Source organism: Phyllobacterium sp. CL33Tsu, from assembly GCF_900113985.1.
Taxonomy (GTDB): Bacteria; Pseudomonadota; Alphaproteobacteria; order Rhizobiales; family Rhizobiaceae; genus Phyllobacterium; species Phyllobacterium pellucidum.
On record NZ_FORJ01000001.1, the window covers coordinates 775,045 to 792,598 of the forward strand.

Annotated in this window: 14 protein-coding genes, 1 other RNA gene and 1 pseudogene; 9 read left to right on the forward strand and 7 right to left on the reverse strand. The window is 59.5% G+C overall.

Annotated features, from left to right (window positions below):
- Positions 1-73: 73 nt before the first annotated feature.
- The 5 genes and pseudogenes from BM074_RS03860 to ffs all read right to left on the reverse strand — a co-directional run bounded on the left by BM074_RS03860 (position 74) and on the right by ffs (position 4,720).
- Positions 74-1,324, reverse strand: a complete 1,251-nt coding sequence (locus BM074_RS03860) for a lytic murein transglycosylase (RefSeq protein WP_091919867.1) — start codon at positions 1,322-1,324, stop codon at positions 74-76.
- 14 nt (positions 1,325-1,338) lie between these two features.
- The gene (gene recR, locus BM074_RS03865; protein WP_027230405.1) at positions 1,339-1,944 is read right to left on the reverse strand and encodes a recombination mediator RecR; all 606 of its coding nucleotides are present in this window, start codon (positions 1,942-1,944) and stop codon (positions 1,339-1,341) included.
- A 408-nt stretch (positions 1,945-2,352) separates the two neighbouring features.
- Positions 2,353-2,676 (reverse strand): YbaB/EbfC family nucleoid-associated protein, encoded by a 324-nt coding sequence (locus BM074_RS03870; RefSeq protein WP_027230406.1) that lies wholly within the window; start codon positions 2,674-2,676, stop codon positions 2,353-2,355.
- 18 nt (positions 2,677-2,694) lie between these two features.
- Positions 2,695-4,506 (reverse strand): annotated as a pseudogene (locus BM074_RS03875) (DNA polymerase III subunit gamma/tau); the annotation flags it as partial.
- Between the two features lie 117 nt (positions 4,507-4,623).
- Positions 4,624-4,720: signal recognition particle sRNA small type (ffs, locus tag BM074_RS03880), an RNA gene on the reverse strand.
- A 69-nt stretch (positions 4,721-4,789) separates the two neighbouring features.
- On the opposite strand from ffs, the gene BM074_RS03885 reads away from it, so the two are divergent.
- Together BM074_RS03885 and nudC are read left to right on the forward strand one after the other, a co-directional pair.
- Complete coding sequence (locus BM074_RS03885) at positions 4,790-5,194, forward strand: HIT domain-containing protein (protein ID WP_091921432.1); 405 nt, start codon at positions 4,790-4,792, stop codon at positions 5,192-5,194.
- A gap of 54 nt (positions 5,195-5,248) precedes the next feature.
- Entirely contained in the window at positions 5,249-6,175 is a 927-nt protein-coding gene (nudC, locus tag BM074_RS03890; protein WP_091919870.1) for an NAD(+) diphosphatase, read from the forward strand.
- Positions 6,176-6,182: 7 nt separating this feature from the next.
- On the opposite strand, the gene BM074_RS03895 is transcribed toward nudC, so the two are convergent.
- Together BM074_RS03895 and BM074_RS03900 are read right to left on the reverse strand one after the other, a co-directional pair.
- Positions 6,183-7,049: a prephenate dehydratase gene (locus BM074_RS03895; RefSeq protein ID WP_091919872.1), complete on the reverse strand. Its 867-nt coding sequence runs from the start codon at positions 7,047-7,049 to the stop codon at positions 6,183-6,185.
- Positions 7,049-7,786, reverse strand: coding sequence for a 3-deoxy-manno-octulosonate cytidylyltransferase (locus BM074_RS03900; protein ID WP_091919874.1), 738 nt, complete (start codon positions 7,784-7,786; stop codon positions 7,049-7,051). Before BM074_RS03900 ends, BM074_RS03895 begins: the two co-directional genes overlap by 1 nt.
- A 260-nt stretch (positions 7,787-8,046) precedes the next feature.
- Here BM074_RS03900 and BM074_RS03905 point away from each other — a divergent pair, with 260 nt between their 5' ends.
- From BM074_RS03905 to BM074_RS03935, 7 genes are all read left to right on the forward strand, one after another.
- Positions 8,047-8,736, forward strand: coding sequence for a c-type cytochrome (locus BM074_RS03905; protein ID WP_091919876.1), 690 nt, complete (start codon positions 8,047-8,049; stop codon positions 8,734-8,736).
- 140 nt (positions 8,737-8,876) lie between these two features.
- The gene (locus BM074_RS03910) at positions 8,877-10,760 is read left to right on the forward strand and encodes an extracellular solute-binding protein (RefSeq protein WP_244532721.1); all 1,884 of its coding nucleotides are present in this window, start codon (positions 8,877-8,879) and stop codon (positions 10,758-10,760) included.
- Positions 10,757-12,628 carry an extracellular solute-binding protein gene (locus BM074_RS03915; protein ID WP_091919880.1) on the forward strand — a complete coding sequence of 624 codons (1,872 nt, stop codon included), beginning with the start codon at positions 10,757-10,759 and terminating at the stop codon, positions 12,626-12,628. Before BM074_RS03910 ends, BM074_RS03915 begins: the two co-directional genes overlap by 4 nt.
- A gap of 63 nt (positions 12,629-12,691) precedes the next feature.
- Positions 12,692-13,795 carry a microcin C ABC transporter permease YejB gene (locus BM074_RS03920; RefSeq protein WP_091919882.1) on the forward strand — a complete coding sequence of 368 codons (1,104 nt, stop codon included), beginning with the start codon at positions 12,692-12,694 and terminating at the stop codon, positions 13,793-13,795.
- Complete coding sequence (locus BM074_RS03925) at positions 13,795-14,934, forward strand: ABC transporter permease (RefSeq protein ID WP_091919884.1); 1,140 nt, start codon at positions 13,795-13,797, stop codon at positions 14,932-14,934. Before BM074_RS03920 ends, BM074_RS03925 begins: the two co-directional genes overlap by 1 nt.
- Complete coding sequence (locus BM074_RS03930) at positions 14,931-16,553, forward strand: ABC transporter ATP-binding protein (protein ID WP_091919886.1); 1,623 nt, start codon at positions 14,931-14,933, stop codon at positions 16,551-16,553. Before BM074_RS03925 ends, BM074_RS03930 begins: the two co-directional genes overlap by 4 nt.
- Entirely contained in the window at positions 16,554-17,510 is a 957-nt protein-coding gene (locus BM074_RS03935; RefSeq protein ID WP_027230417.1) for a 2-hydroxyacid dehydrogenase, read from the forward strand. It begins immediately after the preceding gene.
- Positions 17,511-17,554 lie beyond the last annotated feature (44 nt).

The following is a 17,554-nucleotide window of genomic DNA, read 5'->3' on the forward strand; positions in this document are numbered from 1 at the left end:
TCCTGTTCAGGCAAGCGATTTGACGCTCCTTGAGGACGGCTGTCAAACGGCAGACCGGCAATGTGCGATGGCATTAGCGGATCGCAGCAACCAGCGCCTTGTCGGGGAAGCATGTGGCCGCCATGCCCTGCTTCGATTGCCAATCGCCAATCGAGCGGCGCGTCTTGAACCCTGGAAATCCGTCGGCGCCGCCAGCGTCATAGCCCTTTTTCTCCAGCGCCCGTTGCAGGGCCGCAATGTCGGACCGGTAGAGCCCGCCGACATCGCCCCACCCTGCGGTAAAGTTCGCGGCGCCATTCGCGATGCGGTCGCTTACATGGCCGATGAACAGCGCATAGAGATCGCTCATATTGTACTCCTTGAGTACGTAGAAATTCTTCGTGACGATGAATGCAGGGCCGTGCCTTCCGGCCGGCATCAGCAGAAACCCTTCACCCTTGGCCTCCGCCGCAGGGAATGGCCTGCCATTGACACGTTTGATGCCAAGCTTTCCCCAGGTGCTGAACGGCTTGCCCTGGTCTGGACCTTCCAGTGCGCAACTGACACTCTCGGGGACGGTCACCTCGTAACCCCAGTCACGGCCACGCTGCCAGCCATATTGGGCAAGGTAGTGCGCGATCGAACCCAGCGTATCGGGCACCGAGTTCCAGATGTCGCGCTTGCCGTCGCCATCGAAATCAACGGCATGCTCGAGGTAGGACGTCGGCATGAATTGCGGCTGCCCGAGAGCGCCTGCCCAGGAACTCTTCATGCTGCCGGCGCCAATATAGCCTTTCTCGACAATTTCAAGCGCAGCAAGCAGCTCCTTGCGGAACATGTCCTTGCGCGTTGCGAGGAAGGTCTTGGTCCCCAGGACGGCAAAGGCATTATACGGAATCTTGACGCTGCCAAAGCCGCTTTCGCGGCCCCATATGGCGAGGACAATCTCGCCGGGCACGCCGTATGTCTTTTCGACCGACTGCAATATCCGTGCATATTGGCCAGCACGCGCCGTCCCGCCGGAAGTTACGTTGTTGACGGTCTTGTCGTTGAAGTACTTTCCGGGGGAGCCGAATTCGCTCTGTGCCTGTTTTTGCGGTGTCTGCGGCTTCTCGCCGGGCATGACAAGATCAGGCAGATCGAAGTTAAGCGTCACGCCTTTGAGGGCCTCGTCAAATGTCGCCCTTGATATCCCCTTGGCCTTGGCTTCCGGCCATAGATCGTTGTCCAGCCATTGTTGGAACTGCGCTTCGACCTGGGGCCTGGACGCAGCGAGGCTTGCCGGCGTGTAAAGCATGACGATCAGTCCGATCAGCGCCCAGAGGGCATTCATCCATGGGCGCATGATCAAGTCGTCTCCTATAGCGACGTTCGGGCCCGCAAGGCGGCGGCCAGGGTTCCTTCATCAAGGTAATCGAGTTCGCCGCCCACCGGAACACCGTGGGCAAGACGGGTAATCCGCACATCGAAGCCGGCCAGTTGATCGGTGATGTAATGGGCGGTGGTCTGTCCCTCTACCGTGGCATTGACGGCGAGGATGACTTCCTTGATTTCGCCCTCAGCGACCCGCCCGACAAGCGAGGCGATGTTGAGATCATCGGGGCCAATACCATCAAGTGGGGACAGCCGTCCGCCGAGCACGTGGTATCGCACGTTCATCGAACCCGCCCGCTCGAGCGCCCAGAGGTCGGAGACGTCTTCGACGACGATTAGCGTCGAGCGTTCCCGACGCGGATCGGTGCAGATCATGCATGGATCGGCGGTATCGACATTGCCGCAGGTCGAGCAGACACGCACCTTTTCGGCGGCGTCCTGCATCGCCGAACCCAACGGGATGAGCAAGGCTTCCTTCTTCTTGATGAGATGCAGCGCCGCCCTGCGCGCCGATCGTGGCCCTAGCCCCGGCACCTTGGCGAGGAGCTGGATCAGGCGTTCGATTTCGGGACCGGCGATTCGTTTCGACATAGCGTCGGTTTAGAGCAATTTGACGATTTATGGAATTGGCGGGCGCACAACCTCGACGGCCGGAATGCCAAAAGCGATACAACCCTGCATTCGTTGCCATCTCGAAATTACACCACGATGATGCCGCGGTTCGAAGGCGAAAGCAGCAGCGCCGCACCAGCCGGCGCATCGGGAGAATGGGCTCCCCGACTGCGGCAACAGCCTTGCTTTCGAACTTGGAGTGAAACGATGCGGAAATTTCCGTGGAGTATCAGCCTTATCATGAAGAAAACCCGGACGAGCTGGTCATGGACCGTCCGGGTTCAATTCAGATAAGAAACGGGGACGGGCGAAAGCTCGTTCCCACTCCAAACTCAATATAGCTGAGTTGATCTCGCTTTCCAATAAGCTTCCAGTTGTAGACTACGCTTAGAAGGGAAGCTTGAAACCGGGAGGTATCGGAAGCCCGGCCGTCAAAGCCTGCGTCTTTTCAGCCATGATCGCCTCGACTTTCGACTTTGCCTCATTGTGCGCGGCAATGATGAGGTCTTCGATGACTTCGATATCGTCTTCCTTGAAAAGGGACGGATCGATGCTGAGCGCCGTCATCGCGCCCTTGCCCGAAAGCTTGACGGTGACAAGGCCGCCGCCAGCATGACCTTCGGCCTCCAGAGCCGCGATCTCTTCCTGCATGGCGGCCATCTTGGCCTGCATTTCCTTGGCCTGCTTCATCATGCCCATAATGTCACGCATGGGGAAAACTCCTGTTCGTCAATCGTCTTCTTCGACCGGTGCGAGTGTATCATCTCCCGCTGCGACGGCATCATCCATCTGTCCGGCCGGGGCCGTAATGCGCACGTTGATGATCTTGGCGCCCGGAAATTTTGCAAGGATCGCGGCGACATCCGGGTCCGAGCGCGCATCGCTGAGCAGCGTATCGCGTTTGGCCGTTTCTGTCTCGTTGACCGTAGCGTTTCCCGGTTCCCGCGACAACGAGACCATCCAGCGAATACCGGTCCATTCGCTGAGCTTTTGCGAAAGATCCGTCAGCAAGGACTTTGGAGCGTTTTCGGTCAGGTTGATTTCGAGCCGCCCGGGCTTCATGCTGACAAGCCGTACGCAATTCTTGACCATGATCTTGAATTGCATGTCGCGGTGCTTGTCGGCAAGCGCCACGATATCTTCGATGTTTTCAACGGGTACGGCTGGAGACTGCGGCTGCTCGACAACCAATGGAGGAGCGACGCTCGGTTCGGACTTCGGCGCAGGCTCGACAAGACGCATCGTCGCGCCGCCATTGGACGTGACGACACCACGTTGCGTTGCCATCGCATCCACCTGGCCTGCGCGCGCGGTCGGCGCACCACCATTTCCCGGACGTGATCCATCGCCGCGATTCGGCGATGCCGGAACGCCGCCGTCCTCAAGGGACTTCAGCGCCTCGTCGAGTGTCGGAAGATCGGCGGCATGGGCAATGCGGATCAGCAACATCTCCGCCGCCTGCACTGGACGGCTTGATTCCTCGACCTCGGTGATCCCTTTCAGCAGCATCTGCCAGGTACGCGAGAGGACGCGGATCGACAGCTTTTCGGCAAAATCCCTGCCACGCAGCCTCTCGTCTTCCGAAAGCGAAATGTCGTCGGCGACATCGGGCGTGAACCGTATGCGCGTTACCAGGTGATTGAAATCGGCAAGGTCCGTCAGCACCACGGCAGGATCGGCGCCGACATCATACTGGGCACGAAATTCCCTTAGTGCCGAAGCGACGTCGCCGCGCATCAGCATTTCGAAGAGATCGATGATGCGGGCGCGATCGGCAAGGCCGAGCATCGAACGCACTGCTTCCGCCTCGACACGGCCCGCACCATGGGCAATGGCCTGATCGAAGATCGACAATGAATCGCGCACCGAACCCTCGCCGGCACGCGCGATCATGCTGAGCGAAACGTCATCGACGGCAATCGATTCAAGGTCGGCGATTTTCTGCAGGTGGCGAACGAGGACGCTGGTATCGATGCGCCGAAGATCGAACCGCTGACAGCGCGAAAGCACGGTAATCGGCACTTTGCGAATTTCAGTCGTTGCAAAAATGAACTTCACATGCGGCGGCGGTTCTTCAAGCGTCTTCAACAGGCCATTGAAGGCCTGGTTCGACAGCATGTGCACTTCGTCGATGATATAGACCTTGTAGCGCGCCGAGACCGGGCGATAGCGCACCTGCTCGATGATCTCACGAATGTCGTCGATGCCCGTGTGCGACGCCGCGTCCATCTCGATGACATCGACGTGACGGCCTTCCATGATCGCCTGGCAATGTTCGCCCGGAACGGTGAGGTCTATCGTCGGCTTGTCGATATCGGCAGTCTGGTAGTTGAGTGCACGCGCCAGAATGCGCGCCGTCGTCGTCTTGCCAACGCCGCGTACACCGGTGAGCATCCAGGCCTGGGCAATACGCCCCGTCTCGAACGCATTGGTCAGCGTGCGGACCATCGGCTCCTGGCCGATCAGATCGTTGAAATTCTGCGGGCGGTATTTGCGGGCGAGCACGCGATAGGCGCTGTCTGGCGTTCTTGTATCCATCGCGTCCTGTTTGGCTCCTGCGCTAAGGCTCCCGACCCTTGCCCTTCACGAAGTCTAACCGCATGCGCCGCAGCGTCAATGCCGCGGACGGCTTTGACACAGGCAAGGTGACAGGAAAAGGTGGGAGGCTGGCACGGCGACCCGTGCCTGGCTCGTTGGGGCTGCTTCCTTCCGGACCTGACCCGGTTGGCGAGTGGCTCGTCCACCACCAACCTCCCGAGGCTCATATCGTCAATCCGCGCGCAAAAAGCAAGCGAAACCGCGAAAAAACTGTTATCTCTTATCGATCATGACTTTTGTTCTGGATAACAAACTTGCAGCAGACACCTATTCAATTGCAAGGCTGGGCCTCTGCGATCTGCGCCTTATGAATGACCGCCGCTGGCCGTGGCTCATCCTCGTGCCGCAGCGGCCGGGGATATGCGAGATTCATGAATTGACCCCGCTCGACCAGACCATTCTGACTTTCGAGGCTGGCATTGCCGCGCAAGCCCTGAAATCGGTCGTGAATTGCGAAAAGATCAACACCGGCGCGCTCGGCAATATCGTGCGTCAACTGCATCTTCATGTGATTGCCCGCAACAGTGGCGATCCCGCCTGGCCCGGCCCGGTCTGGGGTCATGGCACTCGTGAGCCCTACGGCGAAAAAGATGCCCGGGCCTTTGCCAGCGCCATACTCAACGCTATTTAATCCGTCAACATCATCAATGCCCTGTCCCCCGGGTCCGTTTCTGGAGCTCCAAGCATGTCGTTTCGCCTTTTCGATGTCCCGGAAAAGGAACCCAGCCATTTCGTCGGATTTGCCGGCAACCGGATCAACCGCCACGCTGAAAAGCGCAGCGACGACGCCGTCGATGTTGCGCTAGCCAATGCCGATGCGCGGATGCTCCTGATCGGGCAAGGTAAGGTGTTGGTGGCTGACGGCAATGCTTTCTTTACGCTAAAGGACGCAGCGCCTTTTCTGCCTGCGCGGTCTTCCACGGTTTATCTCGGCCTGCAGGACGACGCGCCCATTCTTGCTGCACCGAGCGCTTTTGATTTTTCTGCGCTGCCTGGGGCGGTCCAGGCAATCGACTACCGCTCCGTTTATACGCAGGGCATCATCCCGCCCGACCAGCTCGGCGCGATGGCCCAGGCGGTTTCGCTCCTGACCTGGAACGAGAATAACAAGTACTGCGGGCGCTGCGGCACAGCGACCCTCATGCGTGACGGCGGCTACCGGCGAACCTGCCCCAACTGCGAGGCGCAACACTTTCCCCGGACCGATCCCGTGGCGATCATGATGGTGGTGCGCGGCGACAAGTGCCTCTTGGCGCGCGGGCCGCATTTCGGTCCGGGCATGTATTCTTGCCTGGCCGGCTTTATTGAACCTGGCGAGACGATCGAAAACGCCGTGCGACGCGAAACCTTCGAAGAAACGAACCTCAAGATCGGCCGGGTGCTGTATCACGCGAGCCAGCCCTGGCCATTTCCCTACTCCCTGATGATCGGCTGTCACGCCGAGGCGCTTTCGGATGACTTTATCCTTGACCGGGCCGAGCTGGAGGACGGGCGGTGGTTCTCACGCGACGAGGTGGTGTCGATGCTCGACCGGACCCATCCGGGCGGACTGATCACCCCTCCTCCCGGCGCCATCGCCGCTCATCTCATCCGCAGCTGGGTGGAAGGTTGAGGGTACGCTACTCTTCCTCGGCCTGCGAGCTGCGGAAGGTGGTGTCGGCCGGATAGACACCGAGGATGCGGACTTCCTTCGAGAAGAATTCGAGCTCATCGAGCGCATGTGCCACGTTCTTGTCGTCCGGATGACCCTCGATATCCGCGTAAAACTGCGTCGCGGTGAACTTTCCGTCGATCTGGTAGCTTTCGAGCTTCGTCATGTTGACGCCGTTCGTCGCAAATCCGCCCATGGCCTTGTAAAGCGCCGCGGGCACGTTGCGCACGCGGAAGACGAAAGTCGTCATCATCAGTTCATCAGAGCCCCGCGGGGCCCATTTCTTGGTCTTGTTGAGAACGACGAAGCGCGTGACGTTATTTTCCGTGTCCTCCACATCCTCTTCGAGAATGTCGAGGCCGTACAGCGAGGCGGCAAGGCGGGGGGCGAGCGCCGCCATCGTCTTGTCCTTTACATCGGCAACGAGCCGGGCTGCGCCGGCCGTGTCGCCGGCGATCACCGGCTTCCAGTTGTTCTTGCGGATGTATTTGCGGCATTGGCCGAGCGCATGGATATGACTGTGCACGGAAGTGATGTCGCTGCGCTTGGTGCCGGGCAGCACCATCAATTGAAAATGAATGGGCAGGAAGTATTCGCCGACGATGTGCAACCGCGATTCCGGCAGGAGGTGATGGATATCGGCGACGCGCCCCGCGATCGTGTTTTCGATCGGAATCATCGCAAGATCGGCGGCGCCGCTCTCGACCGCATTGAACGCATCTTCAAAAGTCGGGCACGGCAGTGGTTCCATGTCGGGAAACATGTTGCGGCAGGCCGTATCGGAATTTGCGCCGGGTTCGCCCTGGAACGAGATGCGGTTGGTCGTTGCCATCATTATCTGCCTTTTGAAGTGAGGATTTCGCGCGCCCGTACGAGATCTTCCGGCGTATCGACGCCCAGCGGCACCGAATCGACGATCTCGACGTCAATGCGCATGCCCGCTTCGAGCGCGCGCAGCTGTTCAAGACGCTCCCGGCGCTCCAGAGGCGAAGGACCGAGGCCGACAAACCGCTCGAGCGCAGCCCTACGGTAAGCATAGAGCCCAATGTGATGGTAGAGCGGCCCCTCACCCCACGGCGCTGTGGCGCGGGTGAAATAGAGTGCCCGCATCTGGTCGGGACCAATCGGCGAACCTATGATCTTGACCACGTTCGGATTGGTCTTCTCGTCCTCGCGGCGGATTTCGACGCCGAGCGTCGCGATGTCGGCAGGGCCGGATTGCAGGGGCATGAGCGAGCGCCTGATGATATCGGCCTCGATGGTCGGAAGATCGCCCTGGACATTGACAACTGCATCGACGCTGCCGTCAGGGTCGAGAGCGAGAAGCGCCTCATGGATGCGATCCGAACCCGATTCGTGGTCGGCCCGCGTCATGATCGCCTCGATGCCGTGTGCTTCTATGGCCGATTTGACGTCGGGACTATCTGTCGCAACGACGGTTCGCCCGAGACCGGCAGCAATCGCGCGCTCGGCGACATGCACGATCATGGGCTTTCCCGCAATATCGGCCAGTGGCTTGTTGGGCAGCCGGGTCGAGGCCATCCGGGCAGGGATCAGGGTCAATATTTTCATCGTTGCACACGGTCTAAGGTGTCAAAAAGTCTCAGGCAGAAGCGCCCTTATATGTGTTGCAAGTCTTCAGCAAAAGACCTAGTTTCCGCGCGATCACGAGGGGACTCTTGTCAAGAAATGCAGCGCACTGCATTGACCAGATATTGAGAACCTCCGCAAGTGTGCTGAACATCGAGCCCTGCAATTGCTCCAGGCAAGCGTCAGAGTGGACTTGATATTGAGCGCACTTGAACAGGACACAAGTGGAGCACTGATCGACGATGGAATCGACCCCGTTCAACAAATATGCCATGGCGTTTCTGGCAACCGTGTTCGTTGTCATGACGGCAGGTATCCTGTCCGATTCTATTTTCGACTCGCATGCGCCAGAAAAGCCCGGCTTCATCATCCAGGCCGCCGAGGCCGGTGGTGAAGGCGAAGCCGGCGCTGCTGCACCCGCTGCAGAAGCCGTGCCGATCGCGACGCTGCTGGCTTCAGCTGATGCAACCCGCGGCGAAGCCGTTTTCAAGCGCTGCGCTGCCTGCCACACCGGCGAAAAGGGTGGCCCGAACAAGGTCGGTCCGAACCTCTGGGACATCGTCGATCGCCCAATCGCGACACATGAAGGCTTCAGCTATTCCGCGGCCATCAAGGATTTCTCCAAGGGCGGACAGGAAAAGTGGACTTTCGACCATCTCAACCACTTCCTGACGTCGCCGAAGGGCTACATCAAGGGCACGGCAATGGGCTTTGCCGGCGACAAGAAGGATAATGAGCGTGCCGACCTCATTGCCTATCTGCGCACGCTGTCCGACAGTCCGAAGCCGCTTCCGACCGCTGATGCCGCACCTGCGGGCGGCGATGCCGCCAAGCCTGCCGACGCAGCAGCACCTGCCGCTCCTGCCGCGCCCGCTGCGGAGAAGCCGGCCGACGGCGCCGCTCCCGCTGCTCCGGAAGCACCGAAGAACTAAATCCGTCACTATTGCTTTCAAAAAGCCGGGCCTGCGCCCGGCTTTTTTGCATCAACTGCGCGTGTTTTTAACGTGAAGGCCTGTTCTCCGCCGCAATTTCTCTTAGACTTATGGCCGTAGAGAACCCGTGGAGACCTGATTTGCGATTTCGCCCCCTCGTTGCCAGCCTTGCCCTTTTCGCCGCCTTCACCGTCGCTGCCCATCAAAGTATCCAGGCTGCGGAAACCGAATGGAGAAAGGCCGCGAGCGTCCTCGGCGAACCGAAATACGGCGACGATTTCAAGCACTACGACTACGTCAATCCCGATGCCCCGAAAGGCGGCACGCTCAACCAGACCGCCTACGGATCGTTTGACAGTCTCAACCCCTTTGTCGTGCAGGGAACGCCAGCAGCGGGGCTACCTGCTACCGTCGGCGGCGGCTTGCTTTACGATACGCTGCTCAGCCAATCCCTCGATCAGCCAGCGACAAATTACGGGCTCATCGCCGAGGCTATCGCCTATCCGGATGACTATTCCTCGGTAAAATTTCGGCTGAACCCGGCTGCAAGGTGGCACGACGGCCAGCCGATCACCGTGGACGATGTCATCTGGTCCTTCGACACGCTGAAGGCCCAAAGCCCGCTGTACAACAAGTATTATCACGATGTGACCAAAGCGGAGAAAACCGGCGACCACGAGGTGACGTTCACCTTTTCGAGCGGCGGCAACCGCGAACTGCCGAGTATCATGGGCGATTTCCCGATCCTGCCCAAGCATTGGTGGGAGGGTAACGACGCGAGCGGCAAGAAGCGCGATATAAGCAAGCCAACAACAGAAATCCCACTTGGCTCATCCGCCTATAAGATCGAGAGCGCCTCACCCGGCAATACCATCGTCTGGAGCCGTGTGGCGGACTATTGGGGCAAGGACTTGCCGGTAAATATCGGCCGCAACAATTTCGATCGTATTCGCTACGAGTATTTCCGCGACCAGAATGCCGAGTGGGAAGCCTTCAAGAAGGGAGGCTTCGAGGACTACCGCCCGGAAGCCAGTATCGGCAAATGGATGCGCGGTTATGACTTTCCGGCGTTCCAGCGCGGCGATGTTGTCAAGGCCGTGTTTCCGCTACGTTCATCCGGGCGTATGCAGGGTTTCCTGATCAACACCCGGCGCGACAAATTCAAGGATCCACGCGTCCGCCAGGCTCTGACCTCGGCCTATGACTTCGAGAGCATGAGCAAGAATCTCTTCTTCGGGCAATACAAGCGCATAAACAGCTATTTCTCCGGTTCCGAACTCGCATCGAGCGGCCTGCCGACGGGCAAGGAGCTTGAAATCCTCGAAACAGTGAAGGGCGACGTGCCGGAAGAAGTTTTCACCAAGGAGTTCAAGCTGCCCGTATACGATACGCCCCAATCGCAGCGGGACAATCTGCGCCAGGCCGTCACGCTGCTGCGCGACGCGGGTTACGAGCAGAAGAACGGCAAGCTCGTCAATGCCAAGACCGGCGAACCATTCACCATCGAATTCCTGGCGGATGATCCGGCGGATGAGCGCTTTATCGGGCCTTTCATGGCCAGCCTTCGAAAGCTCGGCATCGATGCTCAGATCAGGGTCGTGGACAACGCCCAATATACCGCCCGGGTCAATGATTTCGATTTCGATATTACCACCCCGAACGTCGTTCTTTCCCAAAGCCTGTCGCCGGGCAACGAGCAACGCGATTTCTGGGGTTCGGGCGCTGCCGACACACCGGGCAGCCGCAACTATATGGGCATCAAGAATCCGGCCGTCGACAAGCTGATCGACCGGATCATCTTTGCCAAGGACCGGGATGAACTCGTCGCCGCCACCCACGCACTCGACCGGGTACTGTTGTGGAACTACTACGCCGTCCCGCAATGGTATGACGATCGCATCAAGATCGCCTACTGGAACAAATTCGGCATGCCCGCAAAACAGCCGGACTATGCAGGTATCGACCCGTTCTCATGGTGGATCGACACGGCCAAGGAGCAGGCGTTGAAAGCGCGCGCCGAATGACGCAGCTCAACCGGCGCGATCTTCTGAAGATTTCGAGCGCAACACTTCTGACCGCTTTTTCGCCGCGCATCGCGCTCGCCGAGATTGCCACCGACGTGCCGCTCCACGGTCTGTCGGCGTTTGGCGAGTTGAAATACTCGAAGGATTTCAAAAACTTCGACTATGCCAACCCGGATGCGCCGAAGGGCGGGACCTTCGCCTTTTCTCCGGCGAACTGGCTCTATAATCAGTCGCCACAGACCTTCAACACGCTCAATACCTATTCGGCCAAGGGTGATGCGCCGCCGCGCATGGAAATCTGCTACGACACGCTGATGGAGGAAGCGCTCGACGAGCCGGACTCGATCTACGGTCTCGTCGCGGAGAGCGTCACTGTCACGGCCGATCGCAACACATTCACCTTCAAACTGCGCCCCGCGGCGCGTTTCCACGATGGGTCGTCCCTAACGGCCCACGACGTCGTCTTCAGTTTCCAGTCGATCAAGGAGAAAGGGCATCCGGAGCTTCTGCTGTTGCTGACAGAGATGAAGGAGATCGTCGCCGAGGATGACCAGACGCTGCGCATCGCCTTTACCGGCAAACATTCCGACCGCGCGATTCTCGATATCGCCAGCAACATGCCGATTCTTTCGAAGGCGTGGTTTGCGGGCCGCGCGTTCGATGCATCGACGCTCGAGACACCGCTCGGCTCCGGCCCTTATCGCGTCGGCAGGATGGCGCCGGGCAAGGGCATCGAATACCAGCGTGTCGATGAATACTGGGCGAAGGACCTTCCGGTTCGGCGCGGCCTGAATCACTTCGATACGATCAAGATCGAGTTCTACCGCGACCGCCAGCCCGAGTTCGAAGCCTTCAAGAAGGGAGACATATTCTGGCGCATGGAGCACACGGCGAAAACCTGGGTCACCGAGTATAATTTCCCGGCCATCCAGCAGAAGCGTGTGATCCAGCGTGAGTTTCCCGACGAGAAACGTCCGCATTTGCAAGCATGGGCGGTCAACCAGCGGCGGGAGCGCTTTCGCGATCCGAAGGTGCGTGAAGCCATTGCGCTGTGCTTCGACTTCGCGTGGACCCGGAAGAACTTGTTCTATGGCATGTACGAGCAGTCGCAGTCCCTGTTCGAAATGTCGGACTTCCGTTCGAACGGCATGCCCTCCCCGCAGGAACTTGCCATAATGGAGCCGCTGCGCGATCGCCTGCCGGAGGGCATTTTCGGCGAAGCGGTGATCCAGTCGACGACCGATGGCTCGGGACGCGACCGCAAGAATTTGCGCCGCGCTGTCGAGCTTCTGCAGGAAGCAGGGTTCAAACGTGAGAACAACCGATTTGTCGACGGTGCCGGCAAGTCGTTCGACCTCGAAATACTGATCCAGGCGGAGGTGTTCACCCGCTCTTATTCGCCTTTCATCAACAATCTCCAGGCAATCGGCGTCAATGCCTCCCTGCGTCTTGTCGATCCGGCTCAATACCAGCTTCGAGTTCAGGATTTCGATTTCGACATTATCGGTGTGGCCGTCATGCTGAACGCGACCCCGACGTCGGAGTCGCTCACATCGATGTTTGGCTCGCGGTCCGCCTCGGCGCCGGGTTCCTATAACCTTCCCGGAATCGCCGATCCCGTTATCGACGCGCTGATCGAGAAGGTTGGCGAAGCGCGTTCCCGCGACGATTTGGTCACAGTCATGCGTGTTCTCGATCGACTCTTGCGTATAAGACGCGACTGGATTCCAAATTGGTACTCAGCGAATCACCTCGTCGCCTATTGGGACATGTTCGGCTTCAAGGAGCCCAAGCCCGATTATGGCTTTCCGGTTGAGTCGCTGTGGTGGTTCGATGAAGCAAAGGCAAAGGCTATTGGCAAGGCTTGAAGATCAAGGGGACGTTCCGCACGTTTCGTCTATCGATTTATTTTTGGGCGGAGCCGTTGCCTGATGGGAGCCTATATTCTCCGCCGCCTCCTGTTGATGGTTCCCACACTTTTCGGCGTCCTGCTTGTCTGCTTCGTGATCGTGCAATTCGTGCCAGGCGGCCCGGTCGAGCGCATCATCGGCCAGCTAACCGGCCAGGGCGGCAATGCCATGGACCGCATCGGCGGCGGCGGCGCTGACCTTGGCCAGTCACAGGAACAGCTTGGGCTCGGCGAAGGCAATTCGAAATACCGCGGCGCGCAGGGGCTCGACCCTGCATTCATCGCCAGCCTCGAGAAGCAGTTCGGACTCGACAGGCCCCCGCTCGAGCGGTTCGGTCTGCTGGTATGGAACTATGTGCGCTTCGATTTCGGCAAGAGCTATTTCCGCGATATCAGCGTCGTGAATTTGATCAAGGAGAAGCTGCCGGTATCGATTTCGCTCGGATTGTGGATGACGCTGCTCTCCTACATGATCTCGATACCGCTCGGCATACGAAAAGCCATCAAGGACGGCTCGTCATTCGACATATGGACGAGCGGCATCATCATCGTCGGCTACGCAATTCCAGGCTTCCTCTTCGGCATAGCGCTGATCGTGTTCTTTGCCGGCGGATCCTTCTTTGACTGGTTTCCAATTCGCGGGCTGACATCGAACGATTTTGAACAGCTGTCGCTGGGCGGAAAAATCATCGACTACGCGTGGCACCTCGCCCTGCCGCTCACCGCCATGCTGCTTTCCGCCTTTGCGACGACGACGCTTCTGACCAAGAACTCGTTCCTCGACGAAATTCGCAAGCAATATGTGACGACGGCGCGCGCCAAGGGCCTCAGTGAGCGGCGTATTCTTTACGGCCATGTCTTCCGCAATGCGATGCTCATTGTCATTTCCGGTTTTCCGAGCGCCTTCATCTCGATCTTCTTTACCGGCCAGCTCCTGATCGAGGCGATCTTTTCGCTCGATGGACTTGGCCTTCTCGGCTACGAATCGATTATCAACCGCGATTATCCCGTGGTGATCGCGACCGTCTACATCTTCGCCCTTGTCGGCGTCGTCGTCAGCCTGCTTTCCGATCTTCTGTATACATGGATCGATCCGCGCATCGACTTTGAGCGGAGGGATGTCTGATGACCGATATTATCGGCACGACGCCGGCCCTCCCCGTCAAACGGCCGCGGCTTTCTCCGCTTAATGCCCGGCGCTGGCAGAACTTCAAGGCGAACCGGCGCGGTTGGTGGGCCCTGTGGATCTTCCTGTTCCTGTTCGTTGCTTCGCTCCTTGCCGAATTCATAGCCAACGACAAGCCGATCATTGTTTCCTACAAGGGCGAGATTCTTTTTCCAGTCCTCGTCGATTATCCGGAAGAGAAATTCGGCGGCTTTTATGCCGTGACAGACTACCGCGACCCGGTGATCCAGGAGGAGATCAACCGCAATGGCTGGTCGATATGGCCACCGGTCCGCTATTCCTATCGGACGGTCAATAATGAACTGCCCGATACGGCGCCATCGAAGCCGTTCTGGCTGTTTACGCCGGAGGAGCGCTGCGCCCGCTATCCGCAAGGCGTGGACGATCCAAACTGTGTTTTCGGCAACATGAATATTCTCGGCACGGACGATCAGGCGCGTGACGTCTTTGCCAGGGCGCTCTACGGGTTCCGCATCTCGGTGCTCTTCGGCCTGATCCTGACCGCAGCCTCTGCCGTGATCGGCGTCACCGCCGGCGCATTGCAGGGCTATTTCGGCGGCTGGCTCGACCTCACCGCGCAGCGTTTCATCGAGATATGGTCTTCGGTGCCGACGCTTTACCTGCTTCTGATCATGGCTTCGATCCTGCCGCCGGGCTTCTGGATCCTCTTGTGCATCATGCTGCTGTTCTCGTGGGTGAGCTTCGTCGGCATCGTTCGCGCCGAGTTTCTGCGCGCCCGCAACTTCGAATATGTCAACGCCGCACGGGCGCTTGGCGTGCGCAACCGGACCATCATGTTCCGCCACCTTTTGCCGAACGCCATGGTAACGACGCTGACCTTCCTGCCGTTCATTCTCAACGGATCGATCACGACCTTGACTTCGCTCGACTTCCTCGGCTTCGGCCTGCCCCCCGGATCGCCCTCGCTCGGCGAATTGCTCGCACAGGGCAAGAATAATCTGCAGGCGCCCTGGCTCGGGCTTACCGGCTTCATCGTGATTTCGCTGATGCTGTCCTTGCTCATCTTCGTCGGCGAAGCCACGCGCGATGCCTTTGACCCGCGCAAGGCGTTCAAATGACGGCCCCGCTTCTTTCAGTTCGCGATCTTTCCGTCGCCTTCTCGCAGGGCGGCAAGGAGACGCTTGCCGTCGATCGCATATCCTTCGATATCGGCGAGCGCGAGACCGTGGCGCTTGTCGGCGAATCCGGTTCCGGCAAATCGGTCACGGCCCTGTCGGTCCTGAAGCTTCTGCCCTATCCGCCGGCGTCGCACCCCTCAGGGCAAATTCTGTTCGGCGGCAAGGATCTTCTTGCAAGCAGCGAGAACGAGCTGCGCCGGGTGCGCGGCAACGACATCACCATGATCTTCCAGGAGCCGATGACGTCGCTCAATCCGCTCCACACGATCGAGGACCAGATCAGCGAAATCCTCAAGCTGCACCAGGGCATGGCTGACAAGGCGGCGCGTCAACGCACGCTTGCGCTGCTGGAGGAAGTCGGCATTCACGACCCGGAAAAGCGCATGAACGCCTATCCGCACCAATTGTCCGGCGGGCAGCGCCAGCGGGTGATGATCGCCATGGCGCTTGCCAACAAGCCGAAGCTCCTGATCGCCGACGAGCCGACCACCGCCCTCGATGTCACCGTGCAGGCGCAGATTTTGAAGCTTCTTGCCGATCTCAAGGCCGCGCAGGGCATGTCGATGCTGTTCATCACCCACGACCTCGGCATCGTGCGCAAGATCGCAGATCGCGTCTGCGTGATGACCGGCGGGAAGATCGTCGAAACCGGCCCGACGCGGGAGATATTCGAAAACCCGCAGCACCCCTATACGCGCCACCTTCTCGCCGCCGAGCCGAAGGGCAACCCGCCGGCGGCAAATGCTGCGGCGGCGCCGGTCATGCGCGGCGAAAATATCAAGGTCTGGTTCCCGATCAAGCAGGGCTTCCTGCGTAAGACGGTCGATCATGTAAAGGCGGTCGACGGCATCGATGTAACGATCCGCGCCGGCCAGACTCTTGGCGTCGTTGGCGAATCCGGGTCGGGCAAGACCACGCTCGGCCTGGCCCTGTCGCGCATGATATCGTCGGAAGGGGTCATCCGCTTCGGCGAGACGGACATCAACAAATTTTCATTCCGCGAGATGCGGCCGCTGCGCCGCGAATTGCAGATCGTTTTTCAGGATCCCTATGGATCGTTGTCGCCGCGCATGTCGGTGGCCGATATCATTGCAGAGGGTCTTGAAGTGCACGAACCAAAGCTCTCCGCCGATGAGCGCGACGCGCGGGTCGTCGCCGCCCTGAAGGAGGTCAACCTCGACCCGGAGAACCGCTTCCGCTATCCGCACGAGTTTTCCGGGGGCCAGCGCCAGCGTATCGCCCTCGCACGCGCCATGGTGCTCAATCCCCGTTTCGTCATGCTGGACGAGCCAACATCGGCGCTCGACATGAGCGTTCAGGCCCAGGTTGTCGACCTTTTGCGCGCATTGCAGCAGAAGCACAATCTGGCTTATCTTTTCATCAGCCACGATCTCAAGGTGGTGAAGGCGCTTGCCAATGAGGTGCTGGTGATGCGCAATGGCAAGGCAGTGGAATATGGGCCGTCTGAGGAGATTTTTGCGCGGCCCAAGACCGAATATACGAGAGCCCTGATGGCGGCGGCCTTCAGGATAGAAACTGCCGAAGGGAGCGGTGAGTGAATGACTGGCAATGCAACCGATACGATCCTTTTGGCCGTGACGGGATGGGACCCGGACGTTTGGGTGTCCGAATTTGCCAAGGCCGCGCCGAAACGCAAACTGGTTCTCAACTCGACGGACAAGGATAAGATCCGCTACGCGCTTGTCTGGAAACAGCGCCAGGGCTCGTTGGCCGGCTTGCCTAACCTCGATGTTATTTTCTCGCTCGGCGCCGGCGTCGATCACATCTTCCATGACCAGCAGATACCGGACGTGCCGATCGTAAGAATCGTCTCGCCGGACCTGACTATGCGCATGAGCGAATATGTGGTGTGGCAGGTGCTCGACCATCACCGGCTCGGGATGCGCTATCGCCAGCAGCAGGGCCAGCGCGTCTGGCACGAGGATCGGCGCCAGCCTGCGGCGCACGAGGTGAATGTCGGCATTCTCGGGCTCGGCGTGCTTGGCCGCGATGCGGCGCAGAAGCTGCGCGCGCTCGGCTTCCGCGTCAGCGGATGGAGCCGCCGCCTGCAGACCATGGAAGGTATTACGACCTATTACGGCAAGGATGGTCTCAAGGACTTCCTCAAGGATGTCGATATCGTCGTCTGCCTCCTGCCGCTGACGCCCGACACCAAGAGCATTCTTTCAATGAGCATGTTCGCGCAGATGAAGCAGCACGGGCCGCTAGGCGCCCCGACGCTGATCAATGCCGGACGCGGCGGGCTGCAGAACGAGCCCGATATTCTCGCGGCGCTCGACCGCGGCATGCTGTCGGCGGTGACGCTCGATGTGTTCAACCGCGAGCCCCTGCCGAAGGACAGCCCGCTGTGGACGCATCCGCAGGTAACGATCACTCCGCATGCGGCGGCAAGCTCGAGCCCGCAGGCGCTCGTTCCGGAGATCGTTGCCCAGATCGAATCCTTCGAACGCGGCGAACCGTTGAAAAATATCGTCGACCGCGCGGCCCAATACTAGAGTACCCGTGTTGCTCTAGGCAGCTTCGAGCTTGACCACCCGGA